Source organism: Lysobacter sp. Soil_C_15 (assembly GCF_057657315.1).
Genome location: NZ_JBDGIR010000007.1, coordinates 21,656 through 47,300 on the forward strand (window position 1 = coordinate 21,656; position 25,645 = coordinate 47,300).

A 25,645-nucleotide genomic window follows, 5' to 3' on the forward strand; every position below is an offset into this window, starting at 1 on the left:
GCATCTTCGCCCAAAGCCGCCAAGCCGGCCGGCCCGGCGCTGTCATCGCACTGACCGCAAACCGCCACAGGCCTGTCGCCGCCCCGGCGCAGGCTCCGCGGCATACCGCCGCCGACTGCGACGCCGATGCTGCCTCTCGAACGCCGACTGCAAGAGCGCTTCCCGCAATGGTTCCGGGGCCGCCGCGGCAGCCTGGCCCGGCCGCTGCTGCGCACCCTGGGGCGCTGGTCGCGTTTCGACCTGGTCGACCGCTTCCTGGCCGAGAACGGCCACCTGCGCGATTTCGCCTTCGTCGGCGGCGCGCTGGATTTCCTCCAGGCCCGTTATCTGGCCGATCCGGCCGAGCTGGAGCGGATCCCGGCCCGCGGCCGGTTGCTGATCGTCGCCAACCATCCCTCCGGCGCGCTCGACGCCCTGGCCCTGCTCGACGCGGTCGGCCGGGTCCGGCGCGACGTGCGCATCGTCGCCAACGACCTGCTGTCGGCGTTGGAGCCGCTGTCGGGGCTGCTGTTGCCGGTGCGGATCCTGGGCGGCCGGCCGAGCGCCGAGAGCCTGCAGGCGATCGAGGCGGCGCTGCGCGCCGAACAGTGTGTGATCGTGTTTCCGGCCGGCGAAGTCGCCCGGCTCGGCCTGCGCGGGGTCGCCGACGGGCGCTGGCGCCGCGGCTTCCTCAGCTTCGCCCGCAAGACCGCCGCGCCGGTGCTGCCGGTGCGGATCGAGGCGCGCAATTCGGCGCTGTTCTACGGCGCCTCGGCGCTGTTCAAGCCGGCCGGCACCGCCTTGCTGGCGCGCGAGATGTTCGCCCGCCGCAGCCGCCGCATCGCCCTGCGCGTCGGCCGGCCGCTGCAGCTGCCGGCCGACGGCGACCCGCAGCAGCTGCTGCGCGAGGTGCGGCGCGAGCTGCACGCGATCGGCACCGCGCACGAGCGCGCCGCGCCGGTCGGCCCCGAGCCGCTGGTCGAGGCGGTCGATCCGGCCCTGGTCCGGGCCGGGGTCGAGGCGATGGCGTCGCTGGGCCACACCCTGGACGGCAAGCAGATCCGGGTCGGCCGGCTCGACGCCGGCGCGCCGCTGCTGCGCGAGATCGGCCGGCTGCGCGAGCTGACCTTCCGCGCGGTCGGCGAGGGCACCGGCCAGCGCCTGGACGTGGACCTGTACGACGGCTGGTACGAACACATCGTGCTGTGGGACGCCGCCGCGCAGCGCATCGCCGGCGCCTACCGGATCGGCCGCGGCAGCCGGATCCTGGCCGAGCGCGGCCTGGCCGGGTTCTACACCGCCTCGCTGTTCCGCTTCGCCGACGACGCGGTGCCGCGCCTGGCCCAGGGCATGGAGCTGGGGCGCAGTTTCGTCGTGCCGGAGTACTGGGGCAGCCGCAGCATCGACTACCTGTGGCAGGGCATCGGCGCCTATCTGATGCGCCACCCCGGCGTGCGCTACTTGTTCGGCCCGGTGTCGATCAGCGCCGCGCTGCCGGCCGACGCGCGCGAGCAGATCGTCGCCTATTACGCCCGCTACTACGGCGCGGCCGCAGCCGATGCGGTCTCGCGCCAACCCTTCGTCTATCGCGCCGCGCCGCCGCAGTTCGACGCCGTCGACGCGGCGACCGCGTTCCGCGTGCTCAAGAACAATCTCGATGCGCTCGGCGCCGCCCTGCCGATGCTGTACAAGCAATACACCGACCTGTGCGAACCCGGCGGCGCGCGCTTCCTCGCGTTCGGCGTCGATCCGGCGTTCAGCGATGCGGTCGACGGCCTGATCGAAGTGGACCTGCTGCGGCTGCGGCCGAAGAAGCGCGAGCGCTATCTCGGCGCGCCGGCGCCGGCCGCCAGCAGTTGCGCGAGCGATTCCGACGCCGAGTCCGTCGCCAGCGAGGCCGTGCCATGAGTCCTGCATCGATCGCGCAATTGCCGGTACGCCGGCGAGCGGTGTTCGTGTCCGACGTGCATCTGGGCTCGAAGCACTGCCACGCCGCGGAACTCGCCGATTTTCTGCAGGGTCTGCGTTGCGATCGCCTGTACCTGGTCGGCGACATCGTCGACCTGTGGTGGATGGCGCAGCATCGCGCCGCCTGGGGCGCGGCCCAGTACCGGGTGGTCGAGGCCTTGCACGCGCTGACCCGCGCCGGCACCGAGCTGATCTACGTGCCCGGCAATCACGATCGTTCGATCCGCCGCTTTTGCGGCTTGGCGCTGCCGCGCATGCAGGTGCGTCGGCGCGCGATCCACCTCACCGCCGACGGTCGCCGCCTGCTGGTGGTGCACGGCGACGACTACGACGCCGCGACCCAGTTCGGCGGCATGCAGGAAAAGTTCGGCGACTGGCTGTACGAGCGCATCCTCACCGGCAACCGCCTGACCAACCGGGTGCGGCGCCGCTTCGGCCTGCGCTACTGGTCGCTGGCCGACTTCCTCAAGCGCCGCAGCGGCGCGGCCGAACGCTACATCGCCCGCTTCGTCCAGGCCGGCCTGGGCGACGCGCGCCGGCGCGGCCTGGACGGCATCGTCTGCGGCCACATCCACCGCGCCGCGTTGTTCGAGCGCGAAGGCTGCGTCTACGCCAACGACGGCGACTGGGTCGAAAGCCTGACCGCCTTGGCCGAAGATCCGGACGGCACGCTGCGCCTGTTGGCCCATACCGGCGAAACCCTGGCCCTGCTGCCGGCGCGCGCGCCGCGGCGGCTGGGCGGCGCGCTGCCGCACGCGGCCTGAGCGGCGCCGCGCACCGGGCACGAGGGCCCTCTCCCTTTCCAGGACGGAAGGGGAGAGGGCGAGGGCGGGCGGTCAGGGCGTCGCCGTCGCGGCGCCGAGCGCGCGGCGCAAGGCGGCCCGCGCCAGCAGCCGGGTCGAGTCCAGGGTCGGCAGCGGCGAATTGGCGTCGTCGACGATCAGTGGAATCTCGGTGCAGCCCAGCACCACCGCGTCGCAGCCTTGCGCCTGCAGCCCGGCGATGACCTCGAGGAAATAGGCGACCGTGTCGGCCTGGAAGCGGCCGTACACCAGCTCGTCCATGATCAGCCGGCCGATCCGCGCGCGCTGTGCGGCTTCCGGGCGGCGGTAGTCCAGCCCCAGCGCGCCGAGCTTTTCCGGATAGACCTCGCTCTCGACCAGCCATTGGGTGCCGGTGAGGCCGAGCCGGCGGTAGCCGCGCGCCTTCGCTTCCTGCGCGACCACCTCGGCGATGTGCAGCCACGGCAGCGGCGAGCGCGGCAGCACGTAGGGCATGGCCTGATGGATGGTGTTGTCCGGGCAGATCAGCAACTGCGCGCCGGCCCGGGCCAGGGCCTGGGCCGAGTGCAGCATCAGCTCGCCGACGCCGGCCAGGTCGCCGCGGTCCAGGCAATCGACGTAGTCGGCCAGCGACAGGCCGTGCAGGGACACGGTCGGATGCGCGTGCGCGCCGAGCAAAGGCGCGGCTTCGGCGCAGATCGTGCGGTAACACAGCGCGGCGCCTTCGGCGGAGCAGGCGACGATGCCGATGTGCAGGGGCGGGGCGTCGGTCATGCGCGGGGTCGGTCGGGACGGGCCTGCGAGTATGCGTCGCCGGCGAGCGCGCGTGCACGGCCGCACGGCAACGAAAAACAAACCCGGGCCGGCCGCCTTCGCGGTTAGCATCCGCGCATGGATTCCCTGACCCAGATCGTGCTCGGCGCCGCCCTGAGCGCCGCCATCGCCCCGCCGCAACATCGCCGCGCCGCCTTGCTCGCCGGCGCCGCGCTGGCGACCCTGCCGGACCTCGACGTGATTCCGGTCAACCTGCTCACCGCCGACCCGGTCGAGCGCATGACCTGGCACCGCAGCCTCAGCCATTCGCTGCTGGTGCTGCCGTTCGTGGGCTGGCTGGTCTGGGCCTGGTTCCGGCGCCGCGGCGGGCGGGTCGCGCAGGCGCCGCAACGCTGGTTCTGGGCCATGCAGGCGGCCCTGCTGACCCATCCGGTGCTCGATGCCTTTACCGTCTACGGCACCCAACTGTGGTGGCCGCTGCAGCCGCCGCCGACGATGTGGTCGAGCGTGTTCATCATCGACCCGCTGTACACGCTATGGCTGGCGATCGCCTGCGTGTGGGCCTGGTTCGCGCGCGAGCGGCGCAGCGCGCAACCCGCGCTGCTGCTGGGCCTGGCGTTGAGCACGCTGTACCTGGGCGGTTCGCTGTGGGCCAAGCAGCAGGTCGAACGCGCCGCCGAACCGGCGTTGGCCGGACTCGGCCTGCAGGATGCGCCGCGTTTCTCGGTGCCGATGCCGTTCAACATCCTGCTGTGGCGGGTGGTGGCGATGACGCCGGACGGTTTCGTCGAGGGCGAGCGTTCGTTGGCCGCCGACCGCGGGCCGATGCGGTTCCGCGTTTACCGGTCCGATGCGGCGGCGTTCGACGCGGTCGCCGACTACCCGGCGGTGCGCCGGCTGCGTTGGTTCAACCACGGCTTCATGAAGGCCGAACAGCGCGACGGGCAGATCGTGCTGACCGACCTGCGGATGGGCGCCGAACCCGACTACAGCTTCCGCTTCGTGGTCGCCCAGCGCGACGGCGGCGGCTGGCGCGAAGTGCCGCCGCAGCAACTGAAGTGGCCTTGGGACGCGGCGCGCAAGCTGCCGGCGATGTGGAGCCGGATCTGGCGCGAGCCGCAGGCGTCGGCCGCGGCGCAGGCCGTGCCGGCGGGTTCGGCCGCAGCCGGCGCGCAGTAGCGCCGGCTCAGGCCGCGGCCGGCAATTCCGGCGCCAGGCCCGCGACCAGCGCGTCGAAGTAGTCGCGGGTCAGGCCCAGTTGCAGCTCGGCGCTGTCGGCGCGGTTGACCACGGCGCGGAAGGCGGCGTTTTCGGGGCGGTCCTTGGCGTACCAGCCCAGGTGCTTGCGGGCGATGCGCACGCCGGAGACTTCGCCGTAGAAGGCGTGCAGGTGCTGCAGATGGCCGAGCAGCCAGTCGCGCACCTCGGCCAGGCTCGGCGGCGGCAGCTCTTCGCCGTGTTCCAGGAAGTGGGCGATCTCGCGGAAGATCCACGGCCGGCCCTGCGCGGCGCGGCCGACCATGACCGCATCGCAGCCGGTATGGGCCAGCACCGCCGCGGCCTTGCGCGGCGAGTCGATGTCGCCGTTGGCGATCACCGGGATGCTCAGCGCGGCCTTGATCGCGGCGATGGTGTCGTACTCGGCGTGGCCGGTGTATTGCTGGTCGCGGGTGCGGCCGTGCACGGTCAGCGCGGCGATGCCGGCGTCCTGGGCGATGCGGGCGATGGCCGGCGCGTTGCGCTGGTCGTGATCCCAGCCGGTGCGGATCTTCAGGGTCACCGGCACCTCGACCGCACCGACCACCGCCTCCAGGATCCGCGCGACCAGGCCCTCGTCGCGCATCAGCGCCGAGCCGGCCCAGGCGTTGCAGACCTTCTTGGCCGGACAGCCCATGTTGATGTCGACGATCTGGGCGCCGTGGTCGACGTTGTAGCGCGCCGCCTCGGCCATCACCTGCGGCACGGTGCCGGCGATCTGCACGCTGATCGGGTCGGGCTCGCCGGCGTGGTCCATGCGGTGGCGCGACTTGGCCGTGGTCCAGAAGCGCGGGTCGCTGGTGGTCATCTCCGACACGCACAGGCCGGCGCCCAGGCGCTTGCACAGCACCCGGAAGGGTTTGTCGGTGACCCCGGCCATGGGGGCCAGGATCACCCGCGGGGCGATGGAATGGCGGCCGATCTGCATCCGCGCATTGTATCGGCTCGGGCCGGAACGGGTCGCGACGGCGGGGTTCCGCGGCAGGGCGGCGCGCGGCCCGGGCCGCAGGCCGGATACGCCGGCGGCGCCGGGTGGCGGCGCCGCCGGCAGCTGCACGGGGCGGCGGCCCCGCCGGCGATCAGGCGGTGGTGTCTTCGATCGTGGTGGTCGGGCCGTTGTGCTTGACCGAAGCGATGCCGTTGTCGCGGGCGTTTTCGCTGGAGTACAGCTCGCTGGTGCCGATGACCTGATGATTGGCCGCGGTCAAGACGAAGTAGGGTTTGTCGTTGCTCGAAGTCTTGCGCTTGTAGCGCTCGTCGTCGACGCAGTTGGTCTGCACCGAGGCGATGCCGTTGCGGCAGCCGCCCTTGTCGTCGTAGCCCTCGCTGCCGAGGATGGTTTCGCCGTTGCCGGCCTTGAGCACGAACTGGAATTCGCCGTTGCTGCGCTTGCTGATGACGTACTTGCCTGCCATGAGTCCTTCCCTCGCGATGTGGACGGCCGCTCCGGATTGAGCGGCCCGACTTCCTGCTATACGTCCGTAGAACGCAGTCGTGAATGCGATCCGGCCGGACGGTCCTGCAGCAAGCCCGGCGCCCGGCCGGGCGGACCGCCGCGAGGGGGCGGCGGTCCGCAGGGCGCGCGAGGCTCAGAACTCGTAGCGCAGGGTCGCGCTGAGGTTGCGTTCCTCGCCGTAGTAGCAGTACAGCAGGCTGGCGCAGGAGGAGACGTAGCGCTTGTCGAGCAGGTTGTTGGCGTTCAGGCGCAGGCTCAGCCCGCGCAGGGCCTGGCTGAGGCGGCCCAGCTCGTAACGCAGCGACAGGTCGAGCAGGGTGTAGGCCGGCACCTTGAGGGTGTTGGCGTTGTCGGCCCAACTGGTGCCGACATAGCGCACGCCGGCGCCCAGACCGACGCCGCCGGCGAAGGCATAGTCGCCCCACAGGCTGGCCATGTGCCGCGGCGCCTGGTACGGGGTATTGCCGCGCGGCGCCATCTCGCCGCGGCGGTATTCCATGTCGGTGAAGGTGTAGCCGCCCATCAGGCTGAAGCGGTCGCTGAGCTGCGACTTGGCTTCCAGCTCGATGCCGCGCGAACGCACCTGGCCGGCCGGCTCGTAGTAGTCGGTGGCCAGCACCCGCGAGGCGACGTTGTCCTGGACCAGGTCGTAGGCGGCCAGCGAGAGCAGGGTTTCGCTGCCCGGCGGCTGGTACTTCACCCCGATCTCGCTCTGCCGGCTCTCGGTCGGATCGAGCAACTGGCCGTTGCGGTCGGAGTACAGGTTGGGGTTGAACGACTCGCTGTAGCTGAGATAGGGCGAGACGCCGTTGCCGAACAGGTATACCGCGCCGACCCGCGAGGTGAAGCGCGAGCCGCTCCAGGTCGAGCGGGTGCCGAAGTCGCGGTCGAGGTTGGCCATGTGCACGCGGTCTTCGCGGCCGCTGAACGAGAACCGCCACCGGTCGAGGGCGATCTGGTCGTGCAGGTACAGCCCGGTCTGCTCGAAATCGTGGCGCCAGTGGCTGCGCCCGGACAGCACCTGGCTGCGGCCGTAGCGCGGCGCGAACGCGTCCAGCGGCTCGGCCAGGCCGGATTCCCAGTAGCCGATGTTGTCGCGGTTCTGATAGTCCACGCCGACGGTCAGGGTGTGCTTGATCCGGCCGGTGTCGAAGCGGCCCTGGACCTGGTTGTCCACGGCGTGCGCGCGCAGCGATTCGTCGCCGCCGGTGTGGTAGCGGTTGAGCTCGCGCTCGCCGGCCCAGCCGTAGCCGTAGATCTGGCGCAGCTCGACGTCCGAATCCAGGTGCCGGTAGTGCTGGCGGAAGCTCCAGTCCGGGTTGAAGCGGTGTTCGAACTGATAGCCGTACAGGCGCTGGGTGCGCGAGTAGTCGTCGTTGCCGGGTTCGCCGTCGAACAAGCGCGGCGGGATGCGCAGGCCGTTGTGGCGGGTGTTGAGGGTGGCGTCGGCCGGCAGGCCGCTGTGGAAGCCGGCGCTGGGGTCGTGCTGCAGGTTGGCCTGCAGCAGCAGGCTGGTGTCCTCGCCGAACTGCAACAGCAGCGACGGCGCCAGGGCGTAGCGTTCGCGGCGGGTGTGCGCGACCTGAGTGTCGGAGGCGCGGCCCAGGCCGGTCAGGCGGTAGGCGGCGCGCACGCCGTCGCCTTCGCGCAAGGGGCCGGCGAAGTCGAACGCGGCGCCGGCCTGGCTGCGGCTGCCGACGGTCACCTCGACCGAGCGTAGGTAATCGAATTGCGGCTTCTTGCTGGTCAGCGCGGCGAAGCCGCCGGGCGAGGCGCGTCCGTACAGCACCGAGGACGGGCCGCGGAACACGTCGATGCGCTCGAGGAAATACGGGTCTATCTGCACCGAGTTGTAGGCCGAGGAATCGCCGAGCAGCTTGAGCCCGTCGAGGATGCTGTTGTCGGTGCTGTTGTCGATGAAGCCGCGCAGGGCGATGTAGTCGTAGCGGTCGGCCGAACCGACCAGGCCGACGAAGGCGCCCGGGGTATAGCGCAGCGCTTCGGACACGCTGCGCGGCTTCTGGTCGTCGATCTGCTGGCGGCTCACCACCGAGACCGAGATCGGGGTTTCCAGCAGCGGCGTGTTGGCCTTGGTCACGCCGGTGCTCCAGCGCTGCAGATAGCGCGCCTGGCGCTGCGCCTGCACGGTGACTTCGTCGAGGGTCTCGATCGCGTCGCGGTCGGCGGTCTTGTCGCTGTCGGCGGCGGGCTGGGCCAGGGCGGGCGCGGCGAAGGCGGCGCAGAGCAGGGCGAGCAGATTTCGGCGCAGCGGCGCGGCGGGGGCGGAGCGGTACGGCGACTTCATCGAGCATCCATGAAAACGATAATGCTTATCATTTTCGCATTGGCGCGGCGCGTTGTCAGTGCTCCGTGTAGGAGCGGCGTGAGCCGCGACGACCGGAGCGGTGTACGCAAGCGGTGCGGCCGGGATTGCGACATCACACGCAGCGCGTGAAGCGTTTCGCTTCGCAACGCAGCGCGGGATTACACCGCTTGGGTCGTTGCGGCTCACGCCGCTCCTACAGCAAAGCGCTCAGCGGCCGCGGCGGCGGCGCCAGAACAGGAAGCCGGTGACCAGCAGGAACGGCGGCGCCAGGCCGACGACGGCGGTGACGGTCTGCCAGGCCAGGCCGCCGACGAAGCCGCCGTGCAAGGGATAGATCGATTCGTAGATGCGCGAGCCGCGGCCCTGGCGGGTCGCATCGAGGGTGCCGAGCACTGCGCCGCGATACGGGTCGATCCACACCTGGGAGCGTCCGACCGGGTGCCATTCGCCCGGCATCCGGGCGCGGATCGAGACCAGGCCGCTGCCGGCTTTCGGCAAACCGATGCGGCGCAACTGCGCGCCGGCCATCGCTCCGCCCGGCGCCGCCGCGGCGTCGGCGGCGCGCAACACCGCAGCCCAGTCGACCGTGCCTGCGCCGGCCGCCAGTTTCGGCGGCTTGGCCGGCTTGGCCTCGGCGAAGGCGGCGCGCAGCGCGTTGCGGGCGATCTCGTCGTAGACCATGGCGGTGCCGGTCAGCGCGGCGAGCAGGGTCAGCGGCAACAGCCACAGGCCCAGGCCGCGGTGCCAGCTGAACCAGCGCCGGGTCGGCGGCCCGGCGTACCAGCGCAGGCTGGCGCGCCAGGCCGACCAGCGCGGCCACCACAGGTACAGGCCGCTGAGCAGCAGGAACAGCGCGATCACGCCGGCGACGCCCAGCACCTGCTCGCCGGTCTTGCCGGCCAGCAGATGGATGTGCAGGTCGCGCAGCCACAGCAGCAGGTCGTTGCCGGTGTTGCGGGTCAACAGCAGTTCGCCGCTGGCCGGGTCGAAATAGCGGCGCTCGTTGTCGGGGAAATACGCCTGCCACACCGGCAACTGCGCGCTGGGCAGGTCCAGCGAGCTCATGCCCTGCGCCTGCCAATGGCCGACGATGCGCTCCAGCGCCTGCGCGCGCTGAGCCGGCGACGGCAGGGCGTGCTCGGCCAGGTGCGGATAGGCCCACAGCGTCAGCTCGCGCTGGAACGCGAGCACGGTGCCGGACAGCGCGACCACTGCGAACACCGCGCCCGCGCCGAGGCCCAGCCACAGGTGCAGCCACTTCAGCGCACCGCGCAGGCGCTGGCGAAACGGGGCGGGGGCCTGGCGTGGACTCATGCTGGGCGCGACGGGGCGGCTTAGAAACGATACGACCAGTTGAGGTTGAACACCCGCCCGCGGCCGGCGACGTAGGTGTCGTTGCGCGGCGTGCTCTGCGAGTAATAGGTCACGTACTGTTCGTCGAACAGGTTTTCCACGCCCAGGTTGAGCTGGCCGACCGGCAACTTGACCCGCGCCTGCAGGTCGACGGTGGTGACGCCGTCGGTGCTGGCCACGCGCACGCCCTTGGCGTCGAAATCGCGGTCGAAGGCGCGGCTGCCCTGGACCCGGGTCGAGAGACGGTCGTTCCAGGTGTGGTCCCAGAACGCGGTCAGCCGGTCGGGGCTGATGTTGATGCCCGGCAGGTCGCTGTCGACCCGGTCGTCGCCGTCGCTGTCGTAGCGGCCCTTGGCGCGCGCGTAGCCCAGGCCGACCCTGCCGGCTTCGGAGAACCGGAACGCGACGCTGCCCTCGATGCCGCGGATCTCGGTGCGCTCGCGCACCACGTTGTAGCTCTGGGTGTTGCGGTCGAAGGCCAGGCGCGAACCGAGGTCGGAATCGGACCAGTACGCGGCCAGGTGCGCCAGCCAACGGCCGTTGTCGAAGTCGACGCCGACTTCGCGGTTGTCCGAGACCACCGGCGACAGGTCGACCAGGTTGTCGACGCGCTGGTTCGGCGCGGTGATGCCGCGCAGCACCCGGCCGATGTCGGCCACCGTGTAGCCCTCGGAGTAGGAGGCGTAGAACTTCAGCGCGTCGCTGGCTTCGAACACCGCGCCGAAGTTGGGCAGGGTCTCGCGGGTCTTGGGCGAGCCGCCGCGGACGAAGCGGCTGCCGCCGGCGTTGGCCGGGATGGTGGTGAAGTCGTCCACCCGCAGCTTGCCGCGCTCGTGGCGCACGCCGGCGGTCAGCATCAGCTTGTCGGCCACCCACCATTCGGCCTGGACGAACGGCGACCAGGATTCGTACTGCGTTTCCGGCACCCACTTGAGCTTGGCGACGACCAGCTCCTGATAGGTCTTGTCGCGGTTCCAGTCCAGGCCCAGGGTGGTGCGCAGGCGCAGGCCGAACAGGTTGTCGCGCGACCAGCCGAACTTCGCGCCGAGCTTTTCCGACACGTTCTGCGACTGGTCCCACCAGTGCCGGTCGCGGCCGTCGCGCCAGAAGTCTTCCCAGTCGGTGGCGCCGTACAGGCCCTTGAAGTCGACCCAGAACAACTGGGCATTGAAGTAGCCGCCGGCCAGCGACTTGTCGCTGTAGTCCAGGGTCAGCGAAGTCGATCGGTTCTGCGCGCCGCGGCCCTCGCGGCTGCCCGGCGCCGAGGTCGCCAGCTTGCCGGTGCGGATGTCGCCGTTGACGGTGATGTAGTCGTTGTTGCCGCGCAGCTGGTAGCGGTTGGCGGTCAGCTGCAGGCGCTTGTCGTCGTCGATGTCCCAGCCGGTCTTGGCGAACAGGTTGTAGCTGCGCGCGTCCATCAGGTCGCCCTGGATGTCGTTGACCGCGATCGCCTCGCCGTTGCCGTCGTAGTACAGGCCTTCGCTGGCGTAGCTGAGGCCGCCGACGAAATCGACCGCGCCGCTGCGGACGCCGAACAGGTAGGAGCCGCGGTAGCCGACGCTGTCGCTGCGGTTCGGCAGCGCGGTGCTGGCGCCGAGGCTGAGCTCCTGGAAGCGTTCGCCGTCCTGGCGCGGCGCGCGCTTGGTGATGATGTTGATGATGCCGCCGGAAGCGCCCAGGCCCTGCAGCGCGTTGGCGCCGTGGATGACCTCGATGCGCTCGATCATCGCCGGGTCGATGGTGTGGCCGTCGCGGCCGCCTTCGCGCAGCGGGGTCGACTGCGGCACGCCGTCGACCAGATACAGCGGCTTGCGTCCGCGCAGGGTCTCGCCGCCGTTGGTCAGCTTCTGCCGCGAGGGCGCGAACGAGGGGATCAGGTTGGCCAGCACCTGCGACACGTCCTGGGTCACCGCCAACTGCTGCTGCAGCTGTTCCTGGTCGATCACGGTGATGGTGTTGGCCAGCGCGGCCTCCGAGTTCGGCATCCGGCTGGTGCTGGCCGAGACGGTGACCCGGTCGAGGTCTTTGGCCGCGTCGGCGTGGGCGAGGGGCGCGGCGAGGGCGGCCAGCACGGCGCTGGCCAGAAGCGGAAGGCGGGGCATCTACGGGAGCCTGGGAACTGCGACAGGGCTCGCATGTTAATGCGAACCATTCTCAAATCAAAGCTTGGCTGAGGGCGAGGCCGCAGATGTGCGTCCTCGCAGGGCAGAACCCTATATCTGTCAGATGCTTGGCAGCATCGGTGCGCGGCCGGAACAGGTTCGGAGAACCACGCCTGTGCCGTAGGCGCCCCGTGATCGCGGCTTGCGCCGCACCTTCAAGGGGGCGCGTGGTGTCGGAGTCGCGGGGCAGGAGCGGCGCAAGCCGCGACCGCGGCAACGCCGCTGCGGCGCGAGCCGCGTCAATCCGACCGCGACAGAGACCCTTGCGCTGCGGACGGCGGTTCGCCCGCGCCGCGACTCAGCCGAACCGCGCCCGGACCTCGGCGTCGCGCGGCATCGCCGCGGCGGCGCCGGGGCGCTCGGTGGACAAGCCGGCGTAGCGGCTGGCGTAGGCGATGTGGCGCTCGAACGGCGCCGCCGGATCGCGCGCCAGGTCGGCGGCGAGGGCGCCGTTGAAGGCGTCGCCGGCGCCGGTGGTATCGATGGCGTGTACGGCGGCGGCGGGGCAGCGGTAGTAGGCGCGCGCGTCGCCGCGCAGCGCGCCGTCGGCGTGGGAGACGAAGCAGCCGGCCTTGCCCAGGGTCACCACCACACTGCCGTGCGCCAGCAGGGCGCGGCAATGGCCGTGCAGGACCGCGTCGTCGAGCCCGGCCAGGGCGTCGGGATCGAGCTCGATCCCGCAGCGGCGGCGCAGTTGGGCGCAGAACTCGGTCTCGTTCGGGGTGATCACCTCGGCCAGCGCCCACAAGGCGTCGCTGGCGATCGCGTCGGCCGGGGCTGGATTGAGCACGGTCACGGCGCCGGCGCGGCGGCCGCGTTCGAACGCGGCGCAGGCCGATTCGACCGGGGTCTCCAACTGGCTCAGCACGACCTGCGCCGTATCCAGCGCATCGGCCTGGGCCTCGACCCAGGCCGGCGACAGCTCGGCGTTGGCGCCGGCGCCGATGACGATGCTGTTGCGGCCGTCGGCGTCGACGTAGATGCCGGCGGTGCCGGTCGGCTGTTCGCTGCGCAGGTCGTGCAGCTCCAGACCGTCGCCGGCGGCGAGCGCGCGCGCCAGTTGGCCGCCGGCGTCCTCGCCGAGGGCGCAGACGAAGCGGGTCGATGCGCCGGCGCGCAGGGCGGCGATGGCCTGGTTGAAGCCCTTGCCGCCGGGACCGGTGTGGTAGGTGCCTGCCAGGGTCTCGCCCGGGCGCGGCAGCGCCGGCAGCGACCAGACGTGGTCGACGTTGAACGAACCGACTACGACGACGCGGCCGCTGGTTTCCTGACTCATGCGCTTAGGCCGAGAAGTGGGTCAGCACGCCGGCGATGGTCGCGGTCATGAAGGTCGCGATCGAGCCGCCGAGCACCGCGCGCAGGCCGAACCGGGCCAGGTCCTGGCGGCGCTCCGGGGCCAGCCCGCCGATGCCGCCGATCTGGATCGCGATCGAGCTGAAGTTGGCGAAGCCGCACAGGGCGTAGGTGGCGATCAGGCGGCCCTCGTCGCTGAGGGCGACGCCGGCGACCTTGCCGTTGACGATGTCGGCCAGGTGGGTATAGGCGACGAATTCGTTGAGCACGACCTTCTCGCCGATCAGGCCGCCGACCACGTTGGCGTCGGCCCACGGGGTGCCGATGACCCAGGCGATCGGCGCCAGCACGAAGCCGAGCAGGGTCGACAGGTCGGTCGGCTTGCCGATCGCCGCGGCCAGGCCGGTCTGCTCGCCGATCCAGGTCAGCGGCGCGTTGACCAGGGCGATCAGGGCGATGAAGGCCAGCAGCATCGCGCCGATGTTCAGCGCCAGGCGCAGGCCGTCGCCGGCGCCGGCGGCGGCCGCGTCGATGACGTTGGCGGTGTGCTTCTCGACTTCCATCTTGACCGTGCCGCGGGTCAGCGGCTCGCCGGTTTCCGGCACCAGGATCTTGGCGATCACCAGAGTGGCCGGCGCGGCCATGATCGAGGCGGCGAGCAGGTGCTTGGCGTAGAAGGCCTGAGCGTCGGCGTCGCCGGCGCCGAGCATGCCGACGTAGGCGGCGAGCACGCCGCCGGCGATGTGGGCCATGCCGCCGATCATCATCGTGATCAGCTCCGACTCGGTCATCTTCGGGATGTACGGGCGCACGGTCAGCGGCGCTTCGGTCTGGCCGATGAACACGCTGGCGCAGACGCTGGTGGTCTCGGCGCCGGACACGCGCATGACCTTGGTGATCGCCCAGGCCATGCCGCGCACCACCGCCTGCATCACGCCCAGGTGGTACAGCACGCCCATCAGGGCGGAGAAGAAGATGATCGTCGGCAGCACCTGGAAGGCGAAGATGAAGCCGAATTTGCTGACGTCCATCAGGTCGCCGAAGATGAACTTCGAGCCGGCGCCGACGAACTCGAGCACGTGCACGAAGCCCTTGCCGATCGCGTCGAACACGTCCTTGCCGCCCGGCACCAGCAGCACCACGGCCGCGAAGGCGATCTGCAAGGTGATGCCGGTGACCACCAGCCTCCAGTCCACCGAACGACGGTTGACCGAAAACAGCCAGGCGATGCCGACCAGCACCGCCAAACCGAACAGGCCGAAGCCCACGCGTACGATCGAATCCACTCCATTCTCCCCGGCGCCGGAGCCCCGGCGGCTTGTCAGCGTTCTAATAGTCGGCGCAGCCTAGTGGCTGGCCGCGCCAGCGGCAAGCCGCGGCCGGCCCGGAAGCGCGAAAATCGGCCACGAACCGGGCCCGATCCGGGCCGGATCGGCGCACGATGCGCCCATGCCGGCGACGCCGGGCGGGCCCACAGGCGGCGCGCCGATGCCGCCGGCGGCGCGGACGGACGAGCCGACCGTGCCGTTTGCGGCGATTCGGTTCAGATATCCCGCGCCATCACCCGATTGCGCCCGGACTGCTTGGCCCGCTGCAGGCGCTGGTCGGCGCGGCGCAGCAGGCGCGAGAGGTCGCCGCCCTCCTGCGGGAAGGTCACCAGGCCGGCGCTGAAGCTCAGCCACAGCGGCTCGGCGCCGCGGCCGGGTTCGAACGGGCGTTCGGCGACGGTGCGGCGGATCGCGTCGACCTCCTCGAACGCCGTGCCCAGCGGCTTGCGCATCACCAGCAGGAACTCGCCGCCGGACAGCCGCACCAGCCATTCGCTGGGCTCGGCCTGCTCGCGCAGCACCGCGACCAGGTGGCGCAGGCTGCGGTCGCCCAAGCGATGGCCGTACTCGTCGTTGATCCGCTTGAAGTGGTCCAGGTCGATCAGGGCCAGGGTCAGGCTGCCGCCGTCGCGGCGCACGGTGTCGAACAGGCGCGGGATGCGATGGGTCAGCCAGGTCCGGTTCGGCAACCGGGTCAGGCCGTCGGTGCCGGACATCTCGATCAGGCGCTGCATCCGGTACACCACCATCGAGGTGGCCACGGTCATCATCGCCAGCAGCACCAGGCGCTGGGTCTGGCTGCCGACGGTGACCGCGCCGTAGTCGCTGGACAGCAGGTCTTCCGGCGAGGTCGCCGCGGCGAACACGCCCACGATCAGCAGGCCGTACTCGACCAGGGCCAGCAGGCCGGCGAACAGCGCCACCCGGCCGTCGCTGCGCAGTGCGGTCAGCAGGATCGCGAACAGGTAGCCGCACCACACGATCAGGCTGTTGAGCCCGGCCGGCGGGTGCTCCACCGCCAGCGCGATCAGCACCAGGGTGGTAGCGGTGACGTCGAACGCGGCGGTGACGAACGGCAGCCACCGGTAGCGGCGCTGGCGCCGGGCCAGGGCCAGCCACAGCTGCGAGAACACGTTGACGAAGATCGCCCCGCCCAGGCCGATCAGGGTCTCGCGGACGCTGCCGCCGCCGATCGCGTTGAACAACGGCAGCAACAGCAGCATCGCCGCCAGCAGCGCGCGCAGCCGCGCCACCAGCAGTTCGCCGCCGGCGCCGATCTCGAGCATGATTTCGTCGGGCCGCACCAACAGCGCCAGCACCACGCTGCGCAGCCTCCCGCCGATGCCGTGCATCCTTACCCGACTCCCCGTTTGCGGTCGCCGCGAGCATAGCGCGAGAGCCGCGCGAGCGGCTCCCGCCGGGCCCGGAATCGGCGGGAAATCAGCCGATTCCGCGCAGGGCGACCCAGATCGCGAGGGCGGCGAACACCGCCGCGGCCAGCAGGCGCGCGGTCTTGAGCGGCAAACGGTCGGCGAAGCGGCTGCCGAGCAGGGCCACCGGCACGTTGGCCAGCAGCATGCCGACGGTGGTGCCGGCGATCACGCCCCACAGCGGTTCGTAGCGGGTCGCCAGCAGCACGGTCGCGACCTGGGTCTTGTCGCCGATCTCGGCGAAGAAGAAGGCGATGGTGGTGGCGAGGAAGGCGCCGCGGGCGGAGAAGTGCGGCTCCTCGTCGTCGAGCCGGTCGGGCTTGAGGGTCCACAAGGCGACCGCGAGGAAGCTGGCGGCGACCACCCAGCGCAACATTTCCGGGCGCAGCCACTGCGCGATCAGGGTGCCGAACCAGGCGGCCAGGGCGTGATTGAGCAGGGTCGCGACCAAGATGCCGGCGATGATCGGCCAGGGCTTGCGGAAGCGGGCGGCGAGCAGCAGGGCCAGCAACTGGGTCTTGTCGCCGATTTCGGCGAGCGCGACGGTGCCGGTCGAGACCGCGGTGGTGGCGACCGAGACCGGCAGGAAGGACAGATCCATGGAAACTCCGGGGTCGGGCATTCGCGTGGACGCGAAGGCGGACGCCGCGCGGCCCGACCCGGGTTACGCGCAACGCCTGCCTTCGGTCTTGCCCGTGGTGGCTGGCGGCCGCGCCGGAATGCCGGATCGCGGACCTGCTGGCTGCCGCTCATGCGCCATGGCCGGTTGGCCAAGTGTGTTGACGCATGCCCCCGCGGACTTGCGTCGGCGGGTGGGCTACTCCCCGGAGGAGGAAAGTGCGGCGATTGTACGCCAGCTTCGGCGATACCCGGCGAATGAGAACGTTTCGCAATCGCCCGATTGGGACAGGCCGCGAGCCCCCGCGCCGAAGCGGGACAGGAGCGGGACAGGAGCGGGGTAGAAGCGGGGTAGAAGCGACGCAAGCCGCGACCGCGCCCATCCGGCAACCGCGCCGGCTGCCCGTACCGCGTCACCTGCTTCATCTGCGTCGCCCGCTCCCTGTAGCAGCGGCGTAAGCCGCGACCGAAGACGCGACGCCCTCCGGCCAGCGGCGTCGACGCCGAAGCGGCACGGTCGCGACTTGCGTCGCTCCTACCCCCTTGGGCGGTTGCCTCGCACGATGGCGCATGGCGCATGGCGCATGGCGCATGGCGTCGGCCCAACGGCGCAGGCGGCGGGCGTTCTGCGCGCCCCCGGTCGCGGCTTACGCCGCTCCTGCAGACGGCGCGGCGGCGTTTGCGGGCGTCGGCCACGCGCCTGTCAGGGCTGCGAACAGGGCGGTCCGGCGTTGTCTTCGGAGAACAGGGTCGCGAAGCCGCCCGGCATGATCCGCGGCAAGCGCTGCAGCGGCGGTTTGACCGTGGGGAAATAATCGCGCTGCCACTGCGCCGCCAGCGCCGCGGCCGCCGGTTCCAGCGCGGCATGGCGGGCCTCGGGCGGATCGGCGTTCTTGCCCGCCAGGCGGCCGACCAGCAGCCGCATCGCCCGCGCCTTGGTCGGGTCGTTCGCCACCAGCCCGGCGATCGGCGACGAGTTGTCGCTGTAGGCGACCATCAGGTCGAATACCGAGGGCAGATAGCCGGCCTCGAACGAGAGTTGCAGCATGTTGCCGGCCTCGGCGCGCCAGCGGTCGAACTCCGGCGTGGCCATGCGCGAGTAGTCGGCCAGCACCGAATCGCCGCGCGCATAGCGATACATCGCCTCGGGTTCGCCGGCCAGCGCCGCCTGACGCAGGTAGTGATTGCCCTGGTGCCAGGCGTCCTCGGGGGCGTTGCGGCATTCGGCCAACAACTGCCGCGCCCGGGCGACCGTGCGTTCGTGGTAGGCGCGCTGCTCGGCCGGCATCTGGGTGCGCGAATTGGCCTCGGCATTGGCCAGCACCTGTTCGGCCGGAGTCAGGTCGACGCAGCGCAGCAGGTCGACGCCCAGTTCGCAGGCGGCGCGGCTGTCGCCGCCGTCGGCGCGCTGCTTGAGATCGGCCAACTGCGGATTGCGATAGGCCGGGCCGCGGCTGGGCTGGATCTTGCGCTCGTTTTGCGTCGCGGCCGGCGCGCCGGCCGCGTCCTCGCCGGCGGGCGCCGGGTCCGCGGTCTGCGCCGGCTCGGCCGGGCTCGCCGTTGGCGGCGCCTTCGCGCGCCACAGCTGCCAACCCAACAACGCGACCGCGATCGCGATCAGCGCCGCCGGCACGATTCGAATGCCCGATTTGGCCACAAGCCGTCCTTCGCCTTTACGTCCGTGGGCGTAGCATGCCCGCAATCGCCGATCCGCGGAGCGCCGCCATGCAATATCGTCGACTGGGTTCGTCCGGGCTGCAATTGTCGGCGCTGTCGTTCGGCGCCTGGGTCACCTTCGGCAGCCAGGTCGGCGCCGATCTGGCCCGCGAGCTGATCGCCACCGCCTGGGACCATGGGATCAATTTCTTCGACAACGCCGAGGGCTACGCCAACGGCGAGGCCGAGCGGGTGATGGGGCAGGCGCTGGCGCAGTTGCGCCTGCCGCGCGACGGCTACTGCGTGTCGAGCAAGGTCATGTTCGGTTCGGTCGAGGACCCGCTTCCGACCCAGAAGGGCCTGTCGCGCAAGCACGTGGTCGAAGCCTGCCACGATGCGCTGCGCCGGCTGCAGGTCGAGCACCTGGATCTGTACTACTGCCATCGCCCCGATCCGGACGTGCCGATCGAGGAAACGGTATGGGCGATGGACGGCCTGATCCGCCAGGGCAAGGTGCTGTACTGGGGCACCTCGGAGTGGCCGGCGGCGTCGATCCGCGAAGCGCACAAGATCGCCCGCGCCCAGCACCTGCATCCGCCGACCATGGAACAGCCGCAGTACAACCTGCTGCACCGCGAGCGGGTCGAACTGGAATACGCGCCGCTGTACGCCGAGCTGGGCCTGGGCGCCACCACCTGGTCGCCGCTGGCCTCGGGCCTGCTCAGCGGCAAATACCGCGACGGCTTCTCCGGCCAGGGCCGGCTCGGCCTGGCCGATACCGCCTGGTTGCAACGGCTGGTGGTCGGCGGCTCGGAGCAGCGCCGGCTGGCCCGGGTCGAGGCCTTCGTGGCGATCGCGCGCGAACTCGGCGAACCGCCGGCGCCGCTGGCGATCGCCTGGTGCCTGCGCAACCCGCATGTGTCCAGCGTGATCCTCGGCGCCAGCCGCAGCGATCAGCTGCGGCAGAACCTGCAGGCGCTGGAACTGGCCGGGCGGATCGGCGGGGCGGATTGGCTGCGGATCGAGAACGCGGTGGCCTGAGCCGGGGGATGAACAGGGCCGGGCTGCCGGCCGCCGCGACCGCGGCTGTGCCGCGTTTGACCTCAGTCGCAGTTCCGGCCGCCGGGGTGTTGACGGTTAAATGAGAATCATTATCATTTTTACCGAGCCCACCCCCGAACGAGTCACCGCCATGTCCATGCGCAACCCGGTGCTGCAGCTGAAGCCCCGTACTGATCGTTCCGTGTCCATCGTCGCGCCGGCCCCCCCGGTCGCCGCCGTCGCCCCCGCTTCGGTGACCTCGGCCGTCGTCGCCGCGGCCCAGGGCGTGCTGCTGGAAAGCACCTCGTTGCTGCGCGGCGCGCGCGAAGTGCTGATCCGCCACGGCGGCGAGGTCTACCGCCTGCGCCATACCCGCAACGACAAGTTGATTCTGACCAAGTAACCCGACGTTCGGCGCGCACCGGCCAGACACGAGAAAGCAGCATCCCGCTTTCTCGCTCAAGCCGGTTCGTTCCAAACAACCCCACCTTTGGCGCGTCCCGGCCGAGCACGAGAAGGCAACATCCTGTCGCTCGGGCCGGTCCGCTCCAAACAAACCCAGGTTCGGCGCGCCCCGGCCAGGCACCGGAAGGCAGCATCCCGCTTTCTCGCTCAAGCCGGTTCGTTCCAAACAAGCCCACGTTCGGCGCGCGCCCCGGCCGGGCACGAGAGGCGACATTCGCTCTCTGCCCAGGCCGGCACGCTCCGAGGCACCCGACGCCGCTCCCTCCCCACGTCGGTCGCTTGCGCCGTGCACGGCGCAAGCGACCGAGGCGCCGGCACCCAACGCCATCGCCTGCACCACCCGCACCGCGCCCGGCATGGGCGCGGTGCGATGCGTCGGCCCCGCCGACCCGCCAGCACCTTCTCTCTCTAAGGCTGCCAGCCCCGATCTACGCGGACGCCAGCTCGCCTCGGCCCACTTCCCAATCCGAGTCGAAGCATGTCCCGCGTCCACGCCCGTGTTGCCTCCTTCTCTTCCGTCGCCCGCCCCCATCCCGCCCGCTGCGCGCTCGCCCTGGCCTTGAGCCTGGCCTTGCCCGCGCTGGCCCACGCCGCCGACGCGGCCGACGCCTCCGGCGACGTCAACGAACTGCAGCGCGTGGTGGTCAGCGCGACCCGCACCGAACGCGCGGTGCAGGACGTGCCGGCGACGGTCAGCGCGATCGACCGCGAGCGCATGGACCGCGAACTGGTGCGCGACCTCAAGGATCTGTTCCGCTACGAGCCCGGGATCGAGGTCGGCGCCAACCGCGAACGCTTCGGCCTCGGCGACATCCGCATCCGCGGTCTCGGCGGCAACCGGGTGCGGGTGCTGGTCGACGGCATCTCGATCTCCGACGGCTTCTCGATCGGCAGCTTCTCCAGCGCCGGGCGCAACTTCGTCGACCTGGACACGGTCAAGGAAGTCGAGATCGTGCGCGGCCCGAGCAGCGCGCTGCACGGATCCGACGCGCTCGGCGGCGTGGTCGCGTTCGTCAGCAAGGACCCGCAGGACTATCTGAAGGACGGCGCCGGCAGCTATTTCGGCCTCAAGCTCGGCTACGAGGGCAAGAGCGAGAGCCTGTTCGGCGGCGCCACCGCGGCGTTCGGCGGCGAGCGCTGGTCCGGCCTGGCGGTGCTCAACCACCACCAGGGCGAGGAGACCCACAACCAGGGCGGGCGCGCCTCGTTGGATGCGCGCCGCACCCGGCCCAACCCGCAGAGCAACGACGGCCGCAGCCTGCTGACCAAGCTGGTGTACGCGCCGAGCGAGAACCAACGCTTCCGCCTGACCGTGGAAGGCAGCGAAGACCAGACCGACACCGACGTCTACAGCGCGCGCGGCACCGCCTTGTCGATGCCCGGCGCGCCGGCGGTGCGGGTGCTGTCGCAGACCGGCAACGACCGCCAGACCCGGGCCCGGGTCGCGTTCGCGCACGAAATCGACGCGCTCGACGGCGCCCTGGCCGATTCGTTGCGCTGGCAGGTCTATCGCCAGGACAGCGAAACCAACCAGCGCACCCGCGAGCACCGGGTCAGCGTGATCGGCGGCCGCGAAACCAGTCCGACCCTGCGCCTGCGCGAGTTCGACTTCGACCAGCGCGTCTACGGCGCCGAGGCCACCGCGCACAAGGACTTCGCCACCGGCGCGGTCGAACACACCCTAACCTACGGCTTCGAGTACGAAGCCACGCAGTTCCGCCAGAAGCGAGACGGCCGCGCGGTCAACCTGAGCACCGGCGCGGTCAGCAACGCGATCCTGCCCGACGTGTTCCCGGTGCGCGACTTCCCGGTCAGCAAGACCCGCAATGCCGGCGCGTTCGTCCAGGACGAGATCCGCTTCGCCGACGGCGCCTTCCGCCTGGTGCCTGCGGTGCGGGTGGACCGCTATGAGTTGCGGCCGCAGAAGGACGCGATCTGGGACGGCGACAACCCCGGCGTGCAGGTCAGCGATCTCAGCAAGACCAGCGTCTCGCCCAAGCTCGGCGCGGTCTGGCACTTCGCCCCGGACTGGTCGCTGTACGGCGGCTACCAGCGCGGCTTCCGCGCGCCGCCCTACAGCGACGTCAACCTGGGCTTCACCAATCTGCAGTTCGGCTACACCGCGATCCCGAACCCGAACCTGAAGCCGGAGACCAGCGACGGCTACGAACTCGGCCTGCGTTTCAGCAACCCGGTCGGCTACGCCCAGCTGTCGGCGTACTACAACGATTACCAGGACTTCATCGAATCCAACCGCCAGGTCAGCGCGCCGCCGCAGACGCCGTTGATCGTGTTCCAGTCGCAGAACGTGGCCAAGGCGCGGATCCGCGGCGTCGAGCTGCGCGGCGGCATCGACTTCGGCGCCTGGAACGACGCGCTGGCGGGCTGGTCGCTGCGCGGCGCGGCCGCCTACAGCAAGGGCGAGGACAAGACCGCCGGGCGGCCGCTGGAATCGATCGCGCCGCTTACCGCCAGCCTGGGCGTGGCTTACGACCGCGAGGCCTGGGGCGTCGAACTGGCGGGTCGTTTCGCCCGCCACCAGACCGAGCTGCCGGCGCCGGACCGTTTCGCCGCACCGGGCTACGGCGTACTCGACCTGCTCGCGCACTGGGACTTCGCCCCGGGCGCGCGCTTCCACGTCGGCGTGTTCAACCTGACCGACAAGACCTACTGGGACGCCGGCGATCTGCCGGGCCTGAGCGCGAGCAGCGCCATCCTGGACCGCTACACCGCGCCGGGCCGCAACGTCGGCGCCAGCGTCTCGGTGAGCTGGTAAGCCATGCGCGCGCCGTCGCCGGCCGTTGCCGCCGATGCCGAGGGCGCCGCCATGCCGGCGCCGGAGCATCTGGCCGCGGTGGCGACGGTGCTGTGCGTGTATCCGCCGCGCCATCGCGACGCGCTGGACGGCTGGTTGCATGCGCAGCGCGCCGAGCGCCTGCTGCGCCGCGACGGCGAAGACCGCTGGGAGGCGGTGTTGTTCCGCGACCGCGCCGGGCGCGCCTGTTGCTGCCTGTATCTGTTGCCGGACAGCGATTTCCTGGCTTGGGACGACGCCATCGCGGCGCTGCCGGCCTGCCGCGGCGGCGAGGCCCGCAGCGGCGCCTGGGCGCGCCTGCGCCGGCGCTGGCTGCGCCGGCTGCGCGGCCCCTGGCAGGCGCGGATCCTGCGCCTGCAGGTGCTGGCCGACGAGGCCGGCCACTGCATCCTGCTGGCCGATCGCGCCGAGCCGTCGGCGCTGGGCCTGGCGCACGCGCGGCGCATCGCCGCGGCCGAGGGCGCGCGCCTGCACGCGCAGGCCGACGCCTGCTGCTGCCTGGCTTCGCGCCGGACCGACCGCGCCGAGGCCGCGGCACCGGCCTGAGCCGCGCCGCATTCCCTGTTCTTCTTTGGTTTCTTTCTACTCCGACGACTCACGAGCTTTCGCCATGACCCGACCGACCCACCGCGCCAGCCTGCTGGCGATCTGCCTGCTGACTCCGCTCGCCGCATCGGCGGCGCCCGCGCCCGAGCGCGATCGCGCCTCGATCCTGGCGATGCAGGGCGAATACATCGTCGATTTCGCCTTCGACGAAACCGTGCTGCTCAAGCCGGGCTACGAGCGCGCGCCGGCGATGCGCAGCGGCGGCAACGAGACCGTGATCGTGGTCGAGGACCGGCCCGGCAAGATCGTCCTGCAGCACATCCTGGTCGACGCGAAGAGCGGCCATGTGACCAAGCACTGGCGCCAGGACTGGCGCTTCGAGACGCCGCAGCGCTTCGAATTCAGCGCCGACCAGACCTGGCAGGTGCGGCCGATCGCGGCCGAGCTCAACCGCGGCGCCTGGACCCAATGCGTGTACGAAGTCAGCGACGCGCCCCGCTACTGCGGCACCGGACGCTGGGACTACGCCAACGGCGTGGCGACCTGGACCAGCGATGCGAGCTGGCGGCCGCTGCCGCGGCGCGAGTACACCAAGCGCAGCGACTACAACGCCATCGTCGCGGTCAACCGCCACACCCTGACCCCGGGCGGCTGGACCCACGAGCAGTTCAACACCAAGGTGCTGCGCAGGCCCGACGGCAGCCAGGAGGAATTGGCGCGCGAGTTCGGCTTCAACGACTACCAGAAGACCCGCGAAGTCGATTTCAAGCCGGCCTACGCGTATTGGACCGCGACCAAGGACTATTGGGCGCAGGTGCGCGAGCGCTGGGAGCGCTATCTCGGCCAGGCCCCGGGCGTGCGCCTGAAGACCAAGGTCGACGGCATGGCCATGATCATTCCCTTGTTCGAGCAGGCCGGCCAGCGCGAAGCGGGCAAGCCGGTCGGCGCCGGCCAGATCGACGCGGTGTTCGCCAAGTGGGTCGAGCGCGCGCCGGCCGAGTAAGCGCGGATGCGCAGCACGCGCCGGGCCGACCGGCGCAATGCGGAAGGCCGGAGCGCGAGCTGCGGCCTTCGTCGTTGCTGCGTTCCGATCCGCACCCGGTTCAATACACCGCGTGGATGCGGGCGCTGTCGGCCCAGCTCGGCGGCGCCGGCGGAGCGGGCGGCGCCGGCGGCGCGAAGGCCATGGCCGGCGATCGGGCCGATGCGCTGCGCTTGGGCGGCGCAGGCGGAGCCGGCGGGGTCGGCGGAGCCGGCAGGTCGGACGCGGAGGGCGGTGCAGGCGGTGCCGGCGGAGGCGGCAGGTCGGGTGCGGACGGCGGCGCGGGCGGTGCCGGCGGCGCCGGCGGGCGCGGCGGCGTCCAATTGATCGCCTTCGGCACTTTCAGCTGGGTCTGGGCGTTGCGCCGGTCGCGCAGGTAATCGACCGCGACCTGGCTGCCCTCGGACTTGCCGCGCAGCGCCTCCATCGCCTGGCGCGGGGTGTCGACGCGACGGCCGTCGATGCTCTGGATCACGTCGCCGGCTTCCAGTCCGGCCAGTTCCGGCCCGGTGCTGAGCACCAGCACGCCGCGCTGGGCGCCGAAGTAACGGCCGAGCTTGGCGTCGACCGAGGCCAGGTTGAGGCCGTTCCAGCGCAGCGCTTCGCTGATCGCCGGCCACTTGCAATCGCCGCCCTTGCAGCGGTCGTTGCGGCTGAGCCGGATCACCTCGCTGCGCACCTGCGGCGCCACCGCCGCAGCGACGGCCGGGGCGACCGCGGCATCGAAATCGAAGTCGAAACCGGCGTCGTGGAACTCGAAGGTCTCGCCGTCGCCGATGCGGTGGATGCGCACTTCGCGGCGCGGGCCGGGCCCCGCGCCGTCGGCGCGATCGAGCACCACTACCCGGTTGCCGAGCTGCGGGACGACCGCGACCGTGGCGTCGCGGCCGTCGCGGCGGTAGCGCAGCTGCGCGGCGCGCTCGGTCTGCAGCTTGCCGAGCAGGGTGCGGGCCTTGGCCAGGCGCGCGTCCTGGTCGGCGCCGTCGATCGCGCTGCCGTCGATCGACAGCAGGCGGTCGCCGCTGCGCAGCCCGGCCTTGGCCGCGCCGCCGTCGGGAGTGACCGCGAGCACGCGCACGCCGGCGTCGTCGTCGGCGTCGATGATCACGCCCAGCAAGGGCCGCTTGACCCGCTGCGCCAGCGGCGCCGGATGGCCGTCCGGATGGGCGACGACGATGGTCTTGCGCTGCGCCTGCGGCGCGGCGCCGGCCGGTTCGGCCGCGGAACTGGCCGCGGCGACGCTGGCGAGCGCGCCGGCGACGGCTGCGGCGAGCAACAAGGGAAGCAGGATCGGGCGTTGCATGGCGGTCTCCGCGGTGATGCTGGGTGGGTCGGGAAAGACGGAAGGAAGGCG

20 protein-coding genes are annotated in these 25,645 nt (G+C 71.3%); 8 read left to right on the top strand and 12 right to left on the bottom strand.

From position 1 onward, the window contains the following. Nucleotides 1-126 precede the first annotated feature (126 nt). Nucleotides 127-1,887, top strand: coding sequence for a bifunctional ornithine lipid synthase OlsF (gene olsF, locus AC3A57_RS16425; RefSeq protein ID WP_487579904.1), 1,761 nt, complete (start codon nucleotides 127-129; stop codon nucleotides 1,885-1,887). Further along, nucleotides 1,884-2,711, top strand: coding sequence for a UDP-2,3-diacylglucosamine diphosphatase (locus tag AC3A57_RS16430; protein WP_487579905.1), 828 nt, complete (start codon nucleotides 1,884-1,886; stop codon nucleotides 2,709-2,711). Before olsF ends, AC3A57_RS16430 begins: the two co-directional genes overlap by 4 nt. 72 nt (nucleotides 2,712-2,783) lie before the next feature. Here the strand turns inward: AC3A57_RS16430 and AC3A57_RS16435 are convergent, their stop codons facing one another. Beyond that, nucleotides 2,784-3,503, bottom strand: a complete 720-nt coding sequence (locus AC3A57_RS16435) for an aspartate/glutamate racemase family protein (RefSeq protein WP_487579906.1) — start codon at nucleotides 3,501-3,503, stop codon at nucleotides 2,784-2,786. Nucleotides 3,504-3,620: 117 nt separating this feature from the next. Between AC3A57_RS16435 and AC3A57_RS16440 the strand changes: the two genes are divergently transcribed. Further along, nucleotides 3,621-4,682, top strand: coding sequence for a metal-dependent hydrolase (locus tag AC3A57_RS16440; protein WP_487579907.1), 1,062 nt, complete (start codon nucleotides 3,621-3,623; stop codon nucleotides 4,680-4,682). A 7-nt stretch (nucleotides 4,683-4,689) separates the two neighbouring features. On the opposite strand, the gene dusB is transcribed toward AC3A57_RS16440, so the two are convergent. The 10 genes from dusB to AC3A57_RS16490 form a co-directional block, all read right to left on the bottom strand. After that, nucleotides 4,690-5,688, bottom strand: a complete 999-nt coding sequence (dusB, locus tag AC3A57_RS16445; protein ID WP_487579908.1) for a tRNA dihydrouridine synthase DusB — start codon at nucleotides 5,686-5,688, stop codon at nucleotides 4,690-4,692. 151 nt (nucleotides 5,689-5,839) lie between these two features. After that, nucleotides 5,840-6,175: a YegP family protein gene (locus tag AC3A57_RS16450; protein WP_487579909.1), complete on the bottom strand. Its 336-nt coding sequence runs from the start codon at nucleotides 6,173-6,175 to the stop codon at nucleotides 5,840-5,842. Between the two features lie 174 nt (nucleotides 6,176-6,349). Beyond that, nucleotides 6,350-8,521, bottom strand: a complete 2,172-nt coding sequence (locus tag AC3A57_RS16455) for a TonB-dependent siderophore receptor (protein ID WP_487579910.1) — start codon at nucleotides 8,519-8,521, stop codon at nucleotides 6,350-6,352. 228 nt (nucleotides 8,522-8,749) lie between these two features. Further along, nucleotides 8,750-9,856 carry a PepSY-associated TM helix domain-containing protein gene (locus tag AC3A57_RS16460; RefSeq protein WP_487579911.1) on the bottom strand — a complete coding sequence of 369 codons (1,107 nt, stop codon included), beginning with the start codon at nucleotides 9,854-9,856 and terminating at the stop codon, nucleotides 8,750-8,752. A gap of 20 nt (nucleotides 9,857-9,876) precedes the next feature. Then, a complete protein-coding gene (locus AC3A57_RS16465; protein ID WP_487579912.1) occupies nucleotides 9,877-11,997 on the bottom strand; it encodes a TonB-dependent receptor in 2,121 nt (706 codons plus the stop codon). A 358-nt stretch (nucleotides 11,998-12,355) separates the two neighbouring features. After that, the gene (locus tag AC3A57_RS16470) at nucleotides 12,356-13,333 is read right to left on the bottom strand and encodes a ribokinase (protein WP_487579913.1); all 978 of its coding nucleotides are present in this window, start codon (nucleotides 13,331-13,333) and stop codon (nucleotides 12,356-12,358) included. 4 nt (nucleotides 13,334-13,337) lie between these two features. Then, complete coding sequence (locus tag AC3A57_RS16475) at nucleotides 13,338-14,636, bottom strand: NupC/NupG family nucleoside CNT transporter (RefSeq protein WP_487579914.1); 1,299 nt, start codon at nucleotides 14,634-14,636, stop codon at nucleotides 13,338-13,340. 257 nt (nucleotides 14,637-14,893) lie between these two features. Beyond that, entirely contained in the window at nucleotides 14,894-16,030 is a 1,137-nt protein-coding gene (locus AC3A57_RS16480; RefSeq protein ID WP_487579915.1) for a GGDEF domain-containing protein, read from the bottom strand. 88 nt (nucleotides 16,031-16,118) lie between these two features. Further along, complete coding sequence (locus AC3A57_RS16485; protein WP_487579916.1) at nucleotides 16,119-16,709, bottom strand: TMEM165/GDT1 family protein; 591 nt, start codon at nucleotides 16,707-16,709, stop codon at nucleotides 16,119-16,121. A gap of 720 nt (nucleotides 16,710-17,429) precedes the next feature. Then, complete coding sequence (locus AC3A57_RS16490) at nucleotides 17,430-18,383, bottom strand: hypothetical protein (protein WP_487579917.1); 954 nt, start codon at nucleotides 18,381-18,383, stop codon at nucleotides 17,430-17,432. A 68-nt stretch (nucleotides 18,384-18,451) separates the two neighbouring features. Between AC3A57_RS16490 and AC3A57_RS16495 the strand changes: the two genes are divergently transcribed. The 5 genes from AC3A57_RS16495 (at nucleotide 18,452) to AC3A57_RS16515 (ending at nucleotide 24,252) form a co-directional block, all read left to right on the top strand. Continuing rightward, nucleotides 18,452-19,423, top strand: a complete 972-nt coding sequence (locus AC3A57_RS16495) for an aldo/keto reductase (RefSeq protein WP_487579918.1) — start codon at nucleotides 18,452-18,454, stop codon at nucleotides 19,421-19,423. A 157-nt stretch (nucleotides 19,424-19,580) separates the two neighbouring features. Continuing rightward, nucleotides 19,581-19,826, top strand: coding sequence for a hemin uptake protein HemP (gene hemP / locus AC3A57_RS16500; RefSeq protein WP_221673479.1), 246 nt, complete (start codon nucleotides 19,581-19,583; stop codon nucleotides 19,824-19,826). Between the two features lie 540 nt (nucleotides 19,827-20,366). After that, on the top strand, nucleotides 20,367-22,664 hold the full coding sequence (locus AC3A57_RS16505) for a TonB-dependent hemoglobin/transferrin/lactoferrin family receptor (RefSeq protein WP_487579919.1): 2,298 nt from the start codon (nucleotides 20,367-20,369) through the stop codon (nucleotides 22,662-22,664). A 3-nt stretch (nucleotides 22,665-22,667) separates the two neighbouring features. Next, entirely contained in the window at nucleotides 22,668-23,249 is a 582-nt protein-coding gene (locus AC3A57_RS16510; protein ID WP_487579920.1) for a Hemin transport protein, read from the top strand. A gap of 64 nt (nucleotides 23,250-23,313) precedes the next feature. After that, nucleotides 23,314-24,252, top strand: coding sequence for a DUF6607 family protein (locus tag AC3A57_RS16515; RefSeq protein WP_487579921.1), 939 nt, complete (start codon nucleotides 23,314-23,316; stop codon nucleotides 24,250-24,252). 100 nt (nucleotides 24,253-24,352) lie between these two features. Here AC3A57_RS16515 and AC3A57_RS16520 read toward each other — a convergent pair whose 3' ends face one another. Then, a complete protein-coding gene (locus AC3A57_RS16520) occupies nucleotides 24,353-25,594 on the bottom strand; it encodes a PDZ domain-containing protein (RefSeq protein ID WP_487579922.1) in 1,242 nt (413 codons plus the stop codon). Nucleotides 25,595-25,645 lie beyond the last annotated feature (51 nt).

Excerpts from the sequence above, each read along its gene's own strand:
- olsF (WP_487579904.1), top strand. The coding sequence starts at position 127 with ATGCTGCCTCTCGAACGCCGACTGCAAGAGCGCTTCCCGCAATGGTTC.
- AC3A57_RS16430 (WP_487579905.1), top strand. The coding sequence starts at position 1,884 with ATGAGTCCTGCATCGATCGCGCAATTGCCGGTACGCCGGCGAGCGGTG.
- AC3A57_RS16435 (WP_487579906.1), bottom strand. The coding sequence starts at position 3,503 with ATGACCGACGCCCCGCCCCTGCACATCGGCATCGTCGCCTGCTCCGCC.
- AC3A57_RS16440 (WP_487579907.1), top strand. The coding sequence starts at position 3,621 with ATGGATTCCCTGACCCAGATCGTGCTCGGCGCCGCCCTGAGCGCCGCC.
- dusB (WP_487579908.1), bottom strand. The coding sequence starts at position 5,688 with ATGCAGATCGGCCGCCATTCCATCGCCCCGCGGGTGATCCTGGCCCCC.
- AC3A57_RS16450 (WP_487579909.1), bottom strand. The coding sequence starts at position 6,175 with ATGGCAGGCAAGTACGTCATCAGCAAGCGCAGCAACGGCGAATTCCAG.
- AC3A57_RS16455 (WP_487579910.1), bottom strand. The coding sequence starts at position 8,521 with ATGAAGTCGCCGTACCGCTCCGCCCCCGCCGCGCCGCTGCGCCGAAAT.
- AC3A57_RS16460 (WP_487579911.1), bottom strand. The coding sequence starts at position 9,856 with ATGAGTCCACGCCAGGCCCCCGCCCCGTTTCGCCAGCGCCTGCGCGGT.
- AC3A57_RS16465 (WP_487579912.1), bottom strand. The coding sequence starts at position 11,997 with ATGCCCCGCCTTCCGCTTCTGGCCAGCGCCGTGCTGGCCGCCCTCGCC.
- AC3A57_RS16470 (WP_487579913.1), bottom strand. The coding sequence starts at position 13,333 with ATGAGTCAGGAAACCAGCGGCCGCGTCGTCGTAGTCGGTTCGTTCAAC.
- AC3A57_RS16480 (WP_487579915.1), bottom strand. The coding sequence starts at position 16,030 with ATGCACGGCATCGGCGGGAGGCTGCGCAGCGTGGTGCTGGCGCTGTTG.
- AC3A57_RS16485 (WP_487579916.1), bottom strand. The coding sequence starts at position 16,709 with ATGGATCTGTCCTTCCTGCCGGTCTCGGTCGCCACCACCGCGGTCTCG.
- AC3A57_RS16495 (WP_487579918.1), top strand. The coding sequence starts at position 18,452 with ATGCAATATCGTCGACTGGGTTCGTCCGGGCTGCAATTGTCGGCGCTG.
- hemP (WP_221673479.1), top strand. The coding sequence starts at position 19,581 with ATGCGCAACCCGGTGCTGCAGCTGAAGCCCCGTACTGATCGTTCCGTG.
- AC3A57_RS16505 (WP_487579919.1), top strand. The coding sequence starts at position 20,367 with ATGTCCCGCGTCCACGCCCGTGTTGCCTCCTTCTCTTCCGTCGCCCGC.
- AC3A57_RS16510 (WP_487579920.1), top strand. The coding sequence starts at position 22,668 with ATGCGCGCGCCGTCGCCGGCCGTTGCCGCCGATGCCGAGGGCGCCGCC.
- AC3A57_RS16515 (WP_487579921.1), top strand. The coding sequence starts at position 23,314 with ATGACCCGACCGACCCACCGCGCCAGCCTGCTGGCGATCTGCCTGCTG.
- AC3A57_RS16520 (WP_487579922.1), bottom strand. The coding sequence starts at position 25,594 with ATGCAACGCCCGATCCTGCTTCCCTTGTTGCTCGCCGCAGCCGTCGCC.